This window comes from Sphingosinithalassobacter sp. LHW66-3 (assembly GCF_050703275.1).
Lineage (GTDB): Bacteria > Pseudomonadota > Alphaproteobacteria > Sphingomonadales > Sphingomonadaceae > Sphingomonas.
On the sequence record NZ_CP193482.1, the window covers coordinates 40406 to 56062 of the forward strand.

The window sequence follows — 15657 nt, forward strand, 5'->3', positions numbered from 1 at the left end:
GTGCTAACGGCCCGCGATGGCCACCGACATCAGCAAGATCCGCAACTTCAGCATCATCGCGCACATCGATCACGGCAAGTCGACGCTTGCCGATCGGCTGATCCAGCGCACCGGCGGACTGACCGACCGGGAAATGAGCGCGCAGGTGCTCGACAATATGGATATCGAGCGTGAGCGCGGCATCACGATCAAGTCGCAGACGGTGCGGCTCGAATGGAAGGGCCATGTCCTCAACCTGATGGACACGCCGGGCCATGTCGACTTCGCCTATGAAGTGTCGCGCAGCCTGGCGGCGTGCGAAGGCGCGCTGCTGGTGGTCGATGCGGCCCAGGGCGTCGAGGCGCAGACTCTGGCCAACGTCTATCAGTCGATCGAGCACGACCACGAGATCATCCCGGTCATCAACAAGATCGATCTGCCCGCCGCCGAGCCGGAGAAGGTGAAGGCCGAGATCGAGGACATCATCGGCCTCGACGCCTCGAACGCCGTGCTGGCGAGCGCGAAGGCGGGGATCGGGATCGAGGAAGTGCTCGACGCGATCGTCGAGCGCATTCCGGCGCCGACCGGCGATCCCGAAGCGCCGCTCAAGGCGATGCTGGTCGACAGCTGGTACGATCCGTATCTGGGCGTGATGATCCTGGTCCGCGTGATGGAAGGCACGCTGAAGAAGGGCCAGCAGGTCAAGTTCATGCAGGCGGGCACCACCCATCTGATCGATCGGGTGGGCTGCTTCCGCCCCAAGATCGAGCAGCTGAGCGAGCTGGGCCCGGGCGAGATCGGCTTCATCACCGCGCAGATCAAGGAAGTGGCGCAGACCGCGGTGGGCGATACCATCACCGACGCCAAGAAGCCGACCGACAAGGCGGTTCCGGGCTTCAAGGAAGTGCAGCCGGTGGTATTCTGCGGCCTCTTCCCCGTCGATGCCAATGATTTCGAGAAGCTGCGCGAATCGATCCACAAGCTGCGGCTGAACGATGCCTCCTTCTCGTTCGAGATGGAGACCTCCGCCGCGTTGGGCTTCGGTTTCCGCTGCGGTTTTCTGGGGCTGCTCCATCTGGAGATCATCCAGGAGCGGCTGACGCGCGAATACGACCTCGATCTCATCACGACCGCGCCATCGGTGGTCTATCAGCTCCAGCTCACCAAGGCTGCGGGCGAGGCCGAGGCGAAGACGATCGAGCTCCACAATCCCGCCGACATGCCGGATCCCAACCGGATCGACGAAATCCGCGAGCCGTGGATCAAGGCAGTGATCTACGTCCCCGACGAATATCTGGGACCGATCCTCAAGCTGTGCCAGGACCGGCGCGGCATTCAGAAGGACCTGACCTATGTCGGCGGGCGTGCGCAGATCACCTATGAGCTGCCGCTCAACGAAGTGGTGTTCGATTTCTACGATCGGCTGAAATCGATCAGCCGCGGCTATGCCAGTTTCGACTATGAGCAGATCGGCCTGCGCGAAGGCGATCTGGTGAAGATGAATCTGCTGGTCAACAACGAGCCGGTCGACGCGCTGAGCATGATTGTCCACCGCGAGGCGGCCGAGGCGCGCGGGCGGCACATGTGCGAGCGGCTGAAGGACCTGATCCCGCGCCACTTGTTCAAGATCCCGATCCAGGCGGCGATCGGCGGCAAGGTGATCGCGCGCGAGACGATCGCCGCGCTGCGCAAGGACGTGACCGCGAAATGCTATGGCGGCGACATCAGCCGCAAGCGCAAGCTTCTGGACAAGCAGAAGGAAGGCAAGAAGCGCATGCGCGAATATGGCAGCGTGCAGATCCCGCAGGAGGCGTTCATCGCCGCGCTGCGGATGGGCGACGACAACTGACGCGCGGCGCTTCCGCAATCGGGAAGTGTCCGGGTAGTAATTGCTAGCGATTCGCATTAACGCGCCGCTCGATTGGAGATGGCGCGATGATGCTCGAGATACCCGGAATATTGTCGAAGGACGCGGTGCGCGAGCTGCGCGCGCTGATCGACGCGGGCGAATGGGTGGACGGCAACGAGACGTCGGGCCACCAGTCGCGGCTGGCCAAGCGCAACGCGCAGCTTGCCGAGGGAAGCGAGATGGCGGCCGAGGCCGGGCAGCGCGTGCTGGCGGCGCTGAGCCGGACGCCGCGCTTCATCGCCGCCGCGCTGCCGCTCAAGGTGTTTCCGCCGCTGTTCAATCGCTATCAGGGCGGCGAGGCGTTCGGCGACCATGTCGACAATGCCGTCCGCCAGCTGCGCGGGACCGAATTCCGCATCCGCAGCGATCTTTCGTGCACGCTCTTCCTGGCCGAGCCGGAGGACTATGACGGCGGCGAGCTGGTGGTGCAGGGGCTGTTCGGCGAGCAGCGGGTGAAGCTGCCGGCGGGGCATGCGATCCTCTATCCCGCGTCGAGCCTGCACCAGGTGACGCCGGTGACGCGCGGGGCGCGGGTGGCCAGTTTCTTCTGGCTGCAGAGCATGGTGCGTGAGAATGAAGCGCGCGAGCAGCTCTTCCGGCTCGACACGACGATCCAGACGCTTTCCGCCGAGCGCGGCGGGACCGACGCGGCGGTGCTCGAGCTGACCAACCTCTACCACAATCTGCTGCGGCGGTGGGCGGACGCCTGAGGGCGGGGGGGGGCGGATGCCGCGGAGCCGCGCGGCGTTGATCCCGCGCACTGTTTTTTGCGAATGGTTCTCAGTCTCCTTGACAAAGTGAGAACGACTCGCAATAGCGCCGCTACAAGAACTCACCAGAATGACAAGGGGGCCATCCATGGCTGATACGCGTTCGTCCGCTTCGCGCGGCGGCAGCTTCGTTGCACTTTCCTGCGTCGGTTTCGTCGCATCCTTCGCGACGCCCGCCGCGGCGCAGGATCGCCAGGAGGAGCCGACGCGGCTCGAGGGCGTGACGGTGCGCGATACGGCGGTGCAGGACGGCTATCGCGTCGAGGCGGTTTCCTCGCCCAAGGCGACCGCGCCGCTGGTCGATACGCCGCGCATCATCAACGTCATCACCAACGAAGTGCTGGAGGATACCGCGTCGTTCAGCTTCGAAGAGGCGCTGCGCACCGTTCCCGGGATCACGCTGGGCGCGGGCGAGGGCGGGGTGGCCAGCGCGGACATTCCGCTGATCCGCGGCGTCGACGCGACCGGCGACACCTATGTCGACGGCGCGCGCGACGTGGGATCGCAGGCGCGCGAAGTGTTCGCGGTCGAGCGGATCGAAGTCTTCAAGGGCCCCAATTCGGCATTCGGCGGCCGCGGCGCAGCGGGCGGCGCGATCAACATCGTCAGCAAGCTGCCGCGCGCGGAGACGTTCGTTTCCGGCCAGGCGACGGTCGGCACCGACGATTTCTACCGCGTGACGGTGGACGCCAATGCGATGCTGACGGGCGATCTCGGCGTCCGCGTCGCGGCGCTGTGGCACGATGCCGAGGTGCCGGGCCGCGATTCGGTGTACAATGATCGCTGGGGCGTGGCGCCGTCGATCAGCTGGGGCGTGGGTGGCCGCGCCACGGCGACGCTGTCCTACTATCACTACGAGAGCGACGGCATCCCCGACTATGGCATCCCGCTCACCTCGCGCGGGCAGCTTTCGGGCGAACGGCGCGCGCCGGCCGACGTCGACTACGACAATTTCTACGGTCTGCTGGCCCGCGATTTCCAGCGCACGAAGGTCGATTCGGCGACCTTCCTGTTCGAAGGCGATCTGGGCGGCGGCATCGTCCTGTCGAACACCACCCGCTATTCGTTCGCGCGCAACAACTACATCGTCACCAATCCCGACGACAGCGCCGGCAACGTCGCCAACGGGCTGGTCTGGCGCGCAGTGAAGAGCCGCAACTCGACCAACGAGGCGATCGTCAGCAACACCAACCTCGCCAGCGTGTTCGATACCGGCGGCATCGGCCACAGCATCGCCGTGGGGATGGAGTTCAGCGTCGCCGACAGCTTCAACCGCAGCTATTCGGTCGACACCGGCAACCGCGCCTGCCCGGCGGCGGACATCGCGCTCAACAACTGCACCGACCTGCAGAACCCCGATCCGAGCGATCCGTGGAACGGCACGGTGACGCCGAGCACGAGCCCCTCCAGCGCGAGCGCCGAGGACATCAGCCTCTATGCGTTCGACACGATCACGATCACGCCCTCGCTGCTGCTGAACGGCGGCGTGCGCTGGACCGATTACAGCGCCAGCGGCTCCGGATCGGGTCGCGGCGGCTCCTATTCCGCGTCGAACGAAGGCAGCTTCTGGACGTGGCAGGGCGCGGTGATTTTCAAGCCGACCCCGAACACGAGCCTCTATGCCTCCTATGCCGACTCGGCGAACCCGCCCGGAAGCGACGTCGGCGAGGGATCGAACAACATCGGCACCAGCAACGGCAACTATGAGCCGCAACGTACCGAAAATTTCGAGGTCGGCGCCAAGGCCGAGCTGTTCAACGGCGGGCTGCTGCTCAGCGCCGCGGCGTTCCGCGCCGAGCGGAACAACATCATCGACAATGATCCGATCGCGGGGCCGATCACCGTCGCCGACAGCGCGCGGCTCCAGGGCGTCGAGCTGGGCGCCAGCGGCCGAGTGGGCGCGCTGTCGGTGGTCGCCGGCTACACGCTGGTCGACAGCGAGATCCGCGACGGATCGGCGAACGAGGGCAATGCGCTGCCGAACACTCCGCGGCACAATTTCGCGGTCACCGCGAATTACGACGTGACGCCGCGGTTCAGCATCGGCGGCGGTGCCTATGGCGCGTCGGAGCGCTATGCCGACACGGCGAACCTGATCCGCGCCGACGGCTATGTGCGGTTCGACGCGAACGCGGCCTATCAGATCAACGATCATCTGGGCGTGCGCGTCAACGTGCAGAATGTGGGCGACGAGCGCTACATCACCAAGCTGCGCAACCCGCATTTCGCGGTGCCGGCGGCCGGGCGCCAGGCGCTGCTGACGCTTTCCGCCCGCTATTGAGGAAGTGTGCGATTGACTCGCAGTAGCGGCCCTGCAAGGAGCGCGATCGGTGTTCAGTCATGCGGATCACGACCTTGTATCGCCGCCGGCGATCGCGACGGAAGCGCCCGGTGCGCTTCCGCCCGCGACTGAAGGCCGGCCCGGTACGCCGCCCGCCGCGCGTTTCGCGACCGGCGGCGGCTATCGGCCGAAGCGGTTCAATCTCACCGCGCTGGTGGTCGTCGCCGGCATCCACGCGGCGCTCGGCGCGGCGCTGCTGACGATGCGAATGGAGCTGCCGCAGGCGGTGACGCCGCAGGATCTCGAGCTGTTCGACATCGCGACCCCGCCGCCGCCGCCCGAGACGCCTCCGCCGCCCGAGCCGGTGGTGGAGCAGCAGGTCGCGCCGGTCGTCGCTCCGCCGCCGCTGGTGCGCACGCCGCAGCCCGCGCCGCAAGTGGTGACCGCGCCCGAGCCTGCGCCGTTCGTGCAGCGTGCGCCGGCGGTCCAGCTCGCCAGCGCCCCCGCGGCGCCCGCGCCTGCACCGGCGCCCGCTCCCGCGCCCGCGCCCGTGACGCCGCCCGATTTCCGCGCGGCGCAGCTCAACAATCCGGGTCCGGCATATCCCTATCTCGCCCGCCGTGCGCGTGAGGAAGGCGTGGTGCTACTGCGCGTCCGCGTGACCGAGGAGGGGCGCGCCGGAAGCGTCGAGGTGGCCGAATCGAGCGGCTCGTCGCGGCTCGACCAGGCGGCGCTCGCGACGGTGCGGCGCTGGCGCTTCGTGCCCGCGCGCCAGGCGGGTCGCCCGGTCAGCGCCTGGGTGACGGTGCCGGTGACCTTCTCGCTCGATTGAGACGGGCGGGAGCGCGCCAGCGCGCCCGCGCCCGTCGCGTCAGAAACTGTATTTCGCCGAGAACTCCGCGCGGTCGAGCCGGCCGGTGACGCCCGAGACCAGCTCGCGCTCGCCGTGGCGGAATTCGATGCCGAGATCGAACTGCCGGATCGGCGAGTAGAACAGGTTCGCCGACGCGCTCCAGACGGTCTTGTTGGCGCCCGCTACGGCAAGGCCTGCCGGAGTGTCGATCGTCTGCGCACTGCCCATGAAGGTCGAGCGCAGCTGGTCGGTCCAGCCGAGGCGGAGCGCCGCGAAGCCCGCGGTGAGTGCGACGGGCTCGAGCTGCAGCGAGCTGCCGCGCACCAGCACTGCGTCGGGCGCGAGGTTCAGGCCGACATAGCGGCCGATGCCGCTGCCATGCGTGACCATGAAGCGCAGATCGTGCCGCCCGCGCGCATCGAGCGCGAGCTTGCCCGCGGCAGACACGCCCCAGCCGAACGCCGAATCCTCCTGCACGCCGAGATCGACGGTGAGGGTGCGCGCGAGACCGGCGAGCGACAGCTCGGACCTGCCGAGCGTGAGGTTGAGCCGGGCGGTGAGGTCGGGCATCCGATCGGTGTCGTTCTCGACCACCGTAGCAGAGCCGGCATCGGCAGTGGTTGCCGCCGGGTTTTCCGCGGCGACCGACAGGGTGAGGCCGCGCGCGACGGCCTGCGTGTAGCGCAGCTGCGTCTGGCGCGCGAAGACGGTGCCCTCGCTCGGCCCGAGATAGTCAGTCGTCTCCGGAAGCGCCGCGACATATTGGAAGTTCGACCATTCCTGGCCGATCAGAAAATCGTCATAGGTGATGAACGCGCGGCGCAGCGCCGGATTATAGGCATTCGTCACGCGCTGGTTGCCGACACCCGGCGAGGACTGGAAATCGACTTCCAGCAGCCCTTTCAGCACATGGCCGGCGACCGGCGTGGTCGCGCTGACCGCGATCCGGGTCTGCTTGACGTTGGCGCGATAGGAAGGGCCTTCGCTCAGCCCCGCCACGGGGATCGTTCCCGGGACGTAGAAGTCATGCCCGCTCGACGTCGACGGCAGCGGACCGTCGGAATAATGGCTGACCGAGGCATAGGTCTTGAAGAAGCCGTTGATCCGCACGCTGGTGCCGTCCGCCGCCTGCCGGGCAGGTGCCGGGACCGGAGCGGGGGCGGGAGCGGCAGCCGCGACCTCGACCGCGACCGGCTGTGACGCGGCGGGCGCCGAGGCGACGGCCACCTGCGCGGCGGTCCGCGTCCGTTCGAGTTCGGCGCGAAGCTCGACCACGGCGGCCTCGAGCGACTTCAGCCGTGCCTCGAGCTCGGTTTCGCGCGCCGTCTGTGCCTGGGCGGGAAGGGCGGCGAAGGCGCTGAGCGCCGTGGCGGCGAGCAGGGCGCGCCGCAGGGAATTGCTGATCATGTGAAAAACTCCTGGCGCGTCGGCGCGGTGTTCAGAAACTGGCCCAGTCGCCACCGGCGGCGGCACGCGCACGCGGCTCCGGCCGGACGAGGATCGGCGCTGCGACGGGCTGGCTGCGGACGACCGGCGCACTGGCGCGGCCGCTGTCGGTGCGGAATCGGGCGGCGCTTTCGCTGAGTGCGGCGACTTCGCTGGCCAGGTTACGGGCTGCCGCCGAGGTTTCCTCGACCATGGCGGCATTCTGCTGAGTCGACGTGTCCATCGTGCCGATCGCGACGGTGATCTCACTGATCGTCGCCGACTGCGCCTGATTGTCGCTGGCCATGGTCGAGACGAGTTCATGGACCTGCTCGACGCTGCCCATGATGTTGGCGAGCGCCGAATCGACCTCCTGCACGGCCTGAACCGCGGCGGCGATATCGGTCTGTGTGGCGGTGAGCTCCTCGCGCGCCCGGCGCGCTTCCTCTTCGGAGCGCATGGCGAGGGCGGAAACGAGATCGGCGACGACCGCGAAGCCACGCCCGGCCTCTCCGGCGCGCCCGGCCTCGACCGCGGCGTTCATCGCGAGCACGCGCGTCTGGAACGCGATCTTGTCGAGTCCCTCGATCACGCTGTCGATGCCCTGCGCGCCGCCGGCGACCCGGCCCATGGCGCCGACCGCATCGTCGGCCGTCCTGCGCCCGGCGCCGACGACGGCCTTGGCTTCGCCGGTCTGCCCGACGGTCCGCTCGGCGGCGGTCGCCGTCGCGCGGAGGCGGCCTTCCATCTGCGTGAGCGCGGCGGAGCTCTGCTCGAGGCTCGCGGCGTTCGCTTCGGTACGGCGGGCGAGGTCGTCGGACGCCTGGGCGATCTCGTGCGATCCGGTGCGGATCGCATGCGCGGAATGGGCCAGGCCGGCGATCAGATCGCGAAGATTGCCGATCGCGGTGTTGTAGTTCGCCTTGAGCGCCGCGTAGGAATCGGGGAAGGCGACATCGATCTCGGCAGTGAGGTCGCCGTCCGAAACGCTGGCGAGCCGCTGCGAGAGCGTATCGACCACGAAGCTCTGTTCGGCGTCGGCCTTGGCCTTTTCGGCCTCCGCCTTGGCCTTGGCGATCGCATTGTCGCGGAAGACGCTCAGGCCCTTGGCCATGTCGCCCACTTCGTCGCCGCGATCGAGGCCGGGGATGGCGGCTTGCGTGTCGCCGTCGGCGAGCGCGCGCATCCGAGCGGCAAGTGCTGCCACCGGGCGCGAGATCGAGCGGCTGAGGAACCAGTTGAGCGTGCCGACCGCCAGGATGATCGCGAGCACGATCGACCCCTGGAGCAGTGCCGCCGACCAGACCGCCGCCCGGATATCGTCGACATAGACGCCCGAGCCGACGATCCAGTCCCAGGGCGCGAAACCCTTCACGAACGAGATTTTCGGCTGGGCCTCCTCCACTCCGGGCTTGGGCCAGTTATAGTCGACGAAGCCTTCGCCGTCGGCGCGGACGACGGCGACCATCTCGCGGAACATGTAGTTTCCATCGGCATCGGTCGTCCCGCCGATGTCAGTACCATCCATTTCCGGCTTGATCGGATGCATCACCATCCGGGGATGCATGTCGTTGATCCAGAAATAGTCGTTGCTGCCGTAGCGCATCGCCTTCACGGCGGCGAGCGCGGCGGCCTGCGCCTCGGCGCGAGTCAGCGTGCCCGCAGCTTCGAGCTTTTGATAATGGTCGATCGTGCTGTGCGCGATCTCGACCGTCTTCTGCGTGCGATCCGCAATGTCCGCACGCATCACGGCATTCAAGCGAAACAGCGAAAGCGCCAGCACGAGGATAAGCCCGACCAGCGCTGCCAGGCTGACCAGGTTGAGGCGACCGCCGATCTTCAGGTTCCGCATGATAACTCCTAGCTCTCCCGGAGTTATAGGGGATCGGCGCCATCCGCAGACTTCCCTAGGTGTTTTACCGAGGTCGCGGCGGACGGCGATGCAGCTGCGGATCGGTTGCGCCGGCCACCCCTTTCCCGCATCGGGATGCAGGCGGCGTGCGCGCCTTGCCCGCGCGCGGCGGCTCCTTCATACCTCGAGGGCCCGCGACTCCGGCGCGGGCGGGGCGCAGCGCCCCGATTCAGTGGAGGGGCGCATGAATCTCATCCCGGACGTGGCATTGGCCGAAAACGCCAGCCAGCGGCTGCCGTGCGTGGTGGTGCTCGACGGTTCCTCGTCGATGGCGCAGAACAATGCGATCGGCGCGCTGAACGACGGGCTGAGGCTGCTCGAGGAGGATCTGAAGGCGGACGACGTCGCGCGCCAGCGGGTCCGCATCCTGGTGCTGCGCGTCGGTGCGCCGCAGGACGTCGAAGTCGTCACCGACTGGACCGACGCGATCGAATTCGAAGCACCGGAGATCGAAGCGAACGGTATGACGCCGCTGGGTGCGGGGGTGCGCCGCGCGCTCGACGAGATCGAGGCGGAGAAGGCGCGCTATCGCGAACACGGCATCCCCTATAACCGGCCCTGGCTGTTCGTGCTGACCGATGGCGAGCCGACCGATCCCGACTGGGAAAGCGCGGCCGACGCGTGCCGCGCCGCCGAGGAAGCGGGACGCGTAAGCGTGTTCTGCGTCGGCGTGGGCGAGGCCAACATGGCCAAGCTGGGCCGGTTCTCTCCACGCCAGCCGCTCGGGCTGAAGGGACTGGCGTTTCGCGAGTTCTTCCTCTGGCTCAGCCGCTCGGCACGGGCGGGCTCGAAGTCGGCGGTATCCGATGCGATCCAGATGGCGGCGCCGTCCGACTGGGCGGTGGTGCCGGGCCGGAGCGGGTGATGGCACAGACCGCGACCTGGCGGATGGCGGGAACGTCGGTCGCGGGGGCGCGCCATGCCGAAGCAGGCGAGCCGGGGCAGGACCGCCATCGGCTGCATGCCACGCGATCGGGCGCACTGATTGCAGTCGCGTCGGACGGAGCGGGATCGGCGGCGCGCGGCGCCGAGGGCGCGGCGATGCTGTGCGAGCGGATCGTCGCGCGGCTCGAACTCTATTTCGATGCCGGCTTCGTGAAACCGTGCTCGCGTGCGACGCTGACCGGCGCGTGCCGAGCCGTGCGGCGCGCTGTGGGCGAGGCGCGCGCGGCTGTGGCGGCTGCCGGCGCCGACGAGGGGCTTGAGCTTGCGGCGTTCCACGCGACGCTGGTTGGCGCGGTGATGCTGCCCAACGGAGGCGGATTGTTCTTCCACATCGGCGACGGCGCGGCGCTGGCGATCGGCGCGGAAGGCGCGCGCTGGCAGCTTTCGCCGCCGAGCAACGGCGAATATGCCGACACCACCTATTTCTTCACCGACGCCGATTGGCGGCGACACCTGCGCTTCTCGCTGATCGGCGCCGGATTCGACACGATCTTCGTGATGACCGACGGCGTGACCGAGCTGGCGCTGGTGCAGCGCGACGGCGTGCACGAACCGTTCATGCCGTTTTTCGAGCCGATCGGACGCTATCTGGCGGCGGCGGGTCGCGAGGAGGGGGAGCAGGCGCTTTCGGCGACGCTCGACAGCAGCGCGGCGCGCGCGCGCACGCCGGACGACAAGACCCTGTTGTGGGCGCGGGCGGCGGGGCCGTGAACGCGGTCTTCCTCGGCACCGGCGCGCGCCGGACGCTCCTGCCGCTCGGCAGGCTGCTGGGCGAGGGGGCCTCGGGAAAGGTCTATGCGCTGCCCGACATGCCGGGGTTCGCGGCGAAGCTGTATCATGGCGAGAAAGAGTGCCGCCGCCACGAGGCGAAGATCGACTGCATGCTCGCCAGCCGGCCCCATCTGCCGCCGGCGGTGCACGACGGGATCCGCTATCCGCAGATCGCCTGGCCGGAGGCGAAACTCCACGACCATGCCGGCCGGTTCGTCGGTTTTCTGATGCCGGAGATCGATTTCCGGCGCTCGACCAGCCTGGTGAACATTCTCCAGAAGAACAGCCGGCGGATCGAGAAGATCTCCGAATATTACGGCTATCGCGTGCTGGTCGCGCGCAATCTGGCGTCGGTGTTCGCCGAGCTGCACCGCGCAGGCCATCACATGATCGACATGAAGCCGGCCAATCTGCGCTTCTACCCGGCGGTGAGCTGGATGGCGGTGGTGGATACCGACGGCTTCAGCATCGCAGGCAGCTTCGGCCGCATGCCCGCCGACCAGCTTTCGGACGACTATATCGCGCCGGACAGCTGGCAGAGGCCCCCCGCCGCACTGGGCGAGGCGCAGGACCTGTTCGCGCTGGCGGTCATCATCTTCCAGCTGCTCGACAATGGCGTGCATCCCTTCGCCGGGATGGATAGCCGGGCCGGACCGCAAGCGACCGATCTGCAGACGCGGATTCTGGAAGGGCTATACCCCTATGCGGTGCAGCCGCCCGCAGGGGTCTCTCCCGCCGCAGCCAGCATCCACAGGATGTTCCGGCGCGCCACGCGGACATTGTTCGACCGTGCCTTCCTGCCGGGCGCTGTCCGGCCAAGCGCGGCGGAGTGGCGCGACCACCTCGACGAGCTGATGACTCACCTCGTGCCCTGCCGCGCCAAGCCGGCCGAACATGCGCATTTCGGCGTGGGATGCGGCTTTTGCGCGCACGAAGCCCGGCTCGACGCGGCACGCCAGGCGGCGATTCGCCGGTCGCCCCGGCAAGCGGTTCGGAGGCGGATTCCAGCCGGGTCGCGCGTACCGGGGCGGCGGACGGCGCCGATGCCGAGGCGGCGCGCGGTTCGGCGCGTTCGGCCCCGCAGGAGCGGCGGTGCGCGCTGGCTGGTGTTTTCGGCGGCGACGCTGGCGGCAGTGCTGCTGTACCTGCCCGAAGATCTGCGCCGCGAATGGCTGCCGCCGAATGGCGCGGTGCGCGTGGCGAATGCGGCGCCTGCCGGCTTCGGCGCTGCCGATCCGCCAATCGAGATGTTCGCCGATGCGCGCGCCTATCTGGTCCTGCCGGATGCGGGAGGAGGCCCCGTCGCGTTGCGCAACGGGCCGGGCAGCGAATTTGCGCTCGATGGCGAGCTCGTGCTCCAGGACGAGCTGACCGGCCAGGGGCGCGGCTATGCGCAGGACGGCGCGCCCTGGATCCTGGTCACCCGTGCGCGCGACGGGGCAGCGGGGTTCGTTCCGGAAGGGGCGCTGCTCCAGCGCGCGGGTCGAGGGGACCGGATCGCCAGCACCGGGGTTTGCGACGCGCTGCCCAGCGATCACGATCGCCTTGCCTGCCGCGACCCCGATGTCGCCGCCAGCGAACGCATGCTGGAACAGCGCTTCCGCATGCTGATCGATGCCGCGGAGGGACGCGATTTGAGCTTTCTGGACGAAAGCCGCCGCCTCTGGGACGCGGAGCGCGCCAGTTGCAGTGGGCGTGACGATCAGGTCGCCTGCCGCCGCAGCGCCGCCGTCAGCTTTCGTGCCGCCCTGGACGCCACGGAATCGGTGCTGCGCGCCGGGGCGCCGCCGAACAGCGCCGATGCGGTCCCGCCGCTTTCGTTCGCGCCGCTGCAGTGACGCGAGGCGCGGAACCGGGGCGCCGCTCGTGCGTCGGCGAACCATCGCCGGCGGATGGCCAGCGTGCCGAGGAGGACAGCGGGAATGGCGGAGAACACGACCGAAAGTGCCGGCAGCAAGGCAGGCGCCGCGACGAAGAACGCAGGCGAGCAGATGAATGCGGCAGGCGAGGCCCTGTCCGACAGCGGAGCGCAGCTCGGCCTCAAGATGCTCGACCAGGCGGAGACCAACACGGCCGAAGCGTTCAAGGCAATGCGCGCCGCGGCGCAGGCCACTGATCTCGCCGAAGTGATGCGCATCCAGTCGGAATATCTGCGCGAACAGGGCAGCCGATCGGTAAGCCAGGCGCGCGAGATCGGCGAGCTGATCGCCGATTTCGGGCGCAATGCGATGGGCCGAATGAGCGGACGGCGCTGAACCGTCAGGGTGAGCGCAAGGCGGCGGCGATCCGGGCATAGTCGGGATCGTCCGCCGCGGGCGCGATCCGCGCCACGAGCGCCTGATAGGCGGCGAGCAGCGCATGCCCCTGCGCGGTCAGGCAGGCGCCCCCGCCGCGCACAGTTTCGACCAGCGGCTCGGTGAAGCAGCGGTTGCACGTATCGACCAGCAGCCACGCGCGCCGATAGCTCATCCCCGTCGCGCGCGCGGCTGCCGAGATCGATCCCGTGGCGGCGATCGCCTCGAGCAGCGCCGCCTTGCCCGGGCCCAGCGCGATTTCGTCGCCGGCCATGATCTGGATCTTCAGCTTCAGCCGTGCGGCTGCCATGGCGCGTCTCCTTCGCGTCCACCTGTATACAGCGAAACATAGGCTGGCTAAGGGCGAACCGATTCAGCCGGGAGCCTGCAGCCGATGCCATACCCGTCGTTCATCGCCGTTCCAGCGACGATCCGCGCGTGAACCTCCGCTGGAGTCTCTGGGTCGCGGCCGGGCTGTCCGCGGGTCTCGCCGCGCTGTTCCTCCTGTTGCGTCCGCAAGCGGCACCCGAGCCGCCGCTGGTACTCGCCGCCGCCAGTCTGCAGGAAGCGATGGAGGAGGCGGCCGATGCATGGTCGGCGCGGGGCCATGCACGGCCCAGGCTGAGCTTCGCCGGCACGTCGGCGCTGGCGCGGCAGATCGCCGCGGGCGCTCCCGCCGATCTGTTCGCAGCCGCCGACGAAGCCTGGATGGATGATCTGGAGGCGCGCAGCCTGCTGGCCGCGGGCACGCGCGCACCATTGCTCGGCAACCGGCTGGTGCTGGTGGCGCCACGCGACAGTAGCGTGCGGGTCGATCCGGCTCCGGGCGCGCCGATCGTGGCGGCGCTAGGCGGCGGGCGGCTGGCGATCGCGGAGCCCGAGGCCGTTCCCGCCGGGCGCTATGGCAAGGCGGCGCTCAAGGCGCTCGGCCTATGGAATGCAGTCAAGGACCGGCTGGCGCGCGCCGAGAATGTTCGCGCGGCGCTGGCGCTGGTCGAGCGTGGCGCGGCACCGCTTGGAGTTGTCTATGCGACCGACGCGGCGGCATCGCGGCAGGTGCGTGTCGTCGGCGTGTTCCCCGAGGCGAGCCATCCGCCGATCCGCTATCCGCTGGCCCGGCTCCGTACATCCGACAAGGCGGAGGCGGAGGCATTTCGCCGCTTCCTGCTCTCGCCCGAGGCGCGCGCCATTTTCGCGCGACGGGGATTCGAGGCGCCGTGATGCTGACGCCCGCCGAATGGCAGATCGTCGCCTTGTCGCTGCAAGTCGGCGGCGCGGCGGTGGCCGTTACTCTGCCGATCGCGTTCGGGCTCGCATGGCTGCTCGCGCGGGGCAGCTTTCCGGGAAAGGTGTTGCTCGACGGGCTGATCCATCTGCCGCTGGTGCTGCCGCCGGTGGTGACCGGCTGGCTGCTGCTGCTGCTGTTCGCGCCGGCAGGGCCGGTCGGCGGGCTGCTGGAGGCGTGGTTCGGAACGACCGTGCTGTTCCGCTGGACCGGCGCCGCGATCGCTGCCGCCGTGATGGCACTGCCGCTCATGGTGCGCGCGATGCGGCTTTCGATCGAGGCAGTCGACCGGCGGTTGGAGCAGGCGGCGCAGACGCTGGGCGCCGGGCGCCGCCGCGTGTTCCTGAGCGTCACGCTGCCGCTTGCGCTGCCCGGCGTGGTCGCCGGTGCGGTGCTGGGGTTCGCGCGGGCGCTGGGCGAGTTCGGCGCGACCATCACCTTCGTTTCGAACGTACCGGGGCAGACGCAGACGCTGCCGCTTGCCATCTATTCGGCGCTCCAGCTTCCCGAAGGCGAAGCGCAGGTGCTGCGGCTCGCCGCGGTCTCGGTGCTGCTGGCGCTCGGTGCGCTGGTCGCGTCGGAGATGATTGCGCGGCGGGCGGGCCGGGGGCTCCATGTCCTTTGACGTCGACATCGAGAAGCGGCTGGGCGACCGCACCATCGCCTGCCGCATCGCGGGCGGGGCCGGGCTGACGGTGTTGTTCGGGCCCTCGGGCGCGGGCAAGACGAGCGTGCTCAACATGGTGGCCGGACTGGTGATGCCGGACCGGGGCCATGTGCGGGTGAGCGGACGGGCGCTGTTCGACAGCCGGGCCGGACTGTCGCTCCGGCCCGAGGCGCGCCGCGCCGGCTATGTGTTTCAGGAGCCGCGGCTGTTTCCGCATCTCCGGGTTGGCGACAATCTGTTGTTCGGGGCCGGGCGGGGTGCGGGGACTCTGGGCCTCGACGAGACGCTCGCCTTTCTGGGTATCGGTTCTCTGGTCGACCGCTGGCCGCGGACGCTCTCCGGGGGCGAGGCGCGCCGCGTCGCCATCGGGCGGGCGCTGCTCTCGGCTCCCGACTTCCTGCTGCTCGACGAGCCGCTCTCGTCGCTCGATCGCGCGCGGCGCGAGGAGATCATGGCAGTGATCGAGCGGCTGCGCGACGAACTGGCGCTCCCGATCCTGATGGTGACTCACGACGCCGGCGAAGCCGACCGGCTGGGAACGCGAGTGATCGAGATGGAATAGCGAC

The 15657-nt window shown here is 68.9% G+C and carries 14 protein-coding genes; 11 read left to right on the forward strand and 3 right to left on the reverse strand.

The window, feature by feature from the left end:
• Positions 1-16: 16 nt before the first annotated feature.
• From lepA to ACQ450_RS00210, 4 genes are all read left to right on the forward strand, one after another.
• A complete protein-coding gene (gene lepA, locus ACQ450_RS00195; protein WP_188054659.1) occupies positions 17-1828 on the forward strand; it encodes a translation elongation factor 4 in 1812 nt (603 codons plus the stop codon).
• An 86-nt stretch (positions 1829-1914) separates the two neighbouring features.
• The gene (locus tag ACQ450_RS00200) at positions 1915-2598 is read left to right on the forward strand and encodes a Fe2+-dependent dioxygenase (protein WP_431470046.1); all 684 of its coding nucleotides are present in this window, start codon (positions 1915-1917) and stop codon (positions 2596-2598) included.
• Positions 2599-2746: 148 nt separating this feature from the next.
• The gene (locus tag ACQ450_RS00205) at positions 2747-4939 is read left to right on the forward strand and encodes a TonB-dependent receptor (protein ID WP_431470047.1); all 2193 of its coding nucleotides are present in this window, start codon (positions 2747-2749) and stop codon (positions 4937-4939) included.
• A gap of 49 nt (positions 4940-4988) precedes the next feature.
• Complete coding sequence (locus ACQ450_RS00210; protein ID WP_431470048.1) at positions 4989-5771, forward strand: TonB family protein; 783 nt, start codon at positions 4989-4991, stop codon at positions 5769-5771.
• Between the two features lie 39 nt (positions 5772-5810).
• Here the strand turns inward: ACQ450_RS00210 and ACQ450_RS00215 are convergent, their stop codons facing one another.
• Together ACQ450_RS00215 and ACQ450_RS00220 are read right to left on the reverse strand one after the other, a co-directional pair.
• On the reverse strand, positions 5811-7199 hold the full coding sequence (locus ACQ450_RS00215) for a DcaP family trimeric outer membrane transporter (protein WP_431470049.1): 1389 nt from the start codon (positions 7197-7199) through the stop codon (positions 5811-5813).
• Positions 7200-7230: 31 nt separating this feature from the next.
• Positions 7231-9069, reverse strand: a complete 1839-nt coding sequence (locus ACQ450_RS00220; RefSeq protein WP_431470050.1) for a cache domain-containing protein — start codon at positions 9067-9069, stop codon at positions 7231-7233.
• A 244-nt stretch (positions 9070-9313) separates the two neighbouring features.
• Here ACQ450_RS00220 and ACQ450_RS00225 point away from each other — a divergent pair, with 244 nt between their 5' ends.
• From ACQ450_RS00225 to ACQ450_RS00240, 4 genes are all read left to right on the forward strand, one after another.
• Positions 9314-9994, forward strand: a complete 681-nt coding sequence (locus ACQ450_RS00225) for a vWA domain-containing protein (RefSeq protein WP_188054663.1) — start codon at positions 9314-9316, stop codon at positions 9992-9994.
• Complete coding sequence (locus tag ACQ450_RS00230; RefSeq protein WP_188054664.1) at positions 9994-10785, forward strand: PP2C family serine/threonine-protein phosphatase; 792 nt, start codon at positions 9994-9996, stop codon at positions 10783-10785. The genes ACQ450_RS00225 and ACQ450_RS00230 overlap by 1 nt, the downstream gene beginning before the upstream one ends.
• Positions 10782-12683: a hypothetical protein gene (locus tag ACQ450_RS00235; protein WP_431470051.1), complete on the forward strand. Its 1902-nt coding sequence runs from the start codon at positions 10782-10784 to the stop codon at positions 12681-12683. Before ACQ450_RS00230 ends, ACQ450_RS00235 begins: the two co-directional genes overlap by 4 nt.
• An 84-nt stretch (positions 12684-12767) precedes the next feature.
• Entirely contained in the window at positions 12768-13100 is a 333-nt protein-coding gene (locus tag ACQ450_RS00240) for a phasin family protein (RefSeq protein ID WP_431470052.1), read from the forward strand.
• Between the two features lie 4 nt (positions 13101-13104).
• On the opposite strand, the gene ACQ450_RS00245 is transcribed toward ACQ450_RS00240, so the two are convergent.
• Entirely contained in the window at positions 13105-13449 is a 345-nt protein-coding gene (locus ACQ450_RS00245) for a winged helix-turn-helix domain-containing protein (RefSeq protein ID WP_431470053.1), read from the reverse strand.
• 128 nt (positions 13450-13577) lie between these two features.
• Between ACQ450_RS00245 and modA the strand changes: the two genes are divergently transcribed.
• Genes modA through ACQ450_RS00260 form a run of 3 tightly spaced genes read left to right on the forward strand, consistent with a single transcriptional unit; the run spans position 13578 to position 15653 of the window.
• The gene (modA, locus tag ACQ450_RS00250; protein WP_431470054.1) at positions 13578-14360 is read left to right on the forward strand and encodes a molybdate ABC transporter substrate-binding protein; all 783 of its coding nucleotides are present in this window, start codon (positions 13578-13580) and stop codon (positions 14358-14360) included.
• Positions 14360-15049 carry a molybdate ABC transporter permease subunit gene (gene modB / locus ACQ450_RS00255; RefSeq protein ID WP_431470055.1) on the forward strand — a complete coding sequence of 230 codons (690 nt, stop codon included), beginning with the start codon at positions 14360-14362 and terminating at the stop codon, positions 15047-15049. The genes modA and modB overlap by 1 nt, the downstream gene beginning before the upstream one ends.
• Positions 15039-15653, forward strand: coding sequence for an ATP-binding cassette domain-containing protein (locus ACQ450_RS00260; protein WP_431470056.1), 615 nt, complete (start codon positions 15039-15041; stop codon positions 15651-15653). Before modB ends, ACQ450_RS00260 begins: the two co-directional genes overlap by 11 nt.
• The last annotated feature ends 4 nt before the right edge of the window (positions 15654-15657 follow it).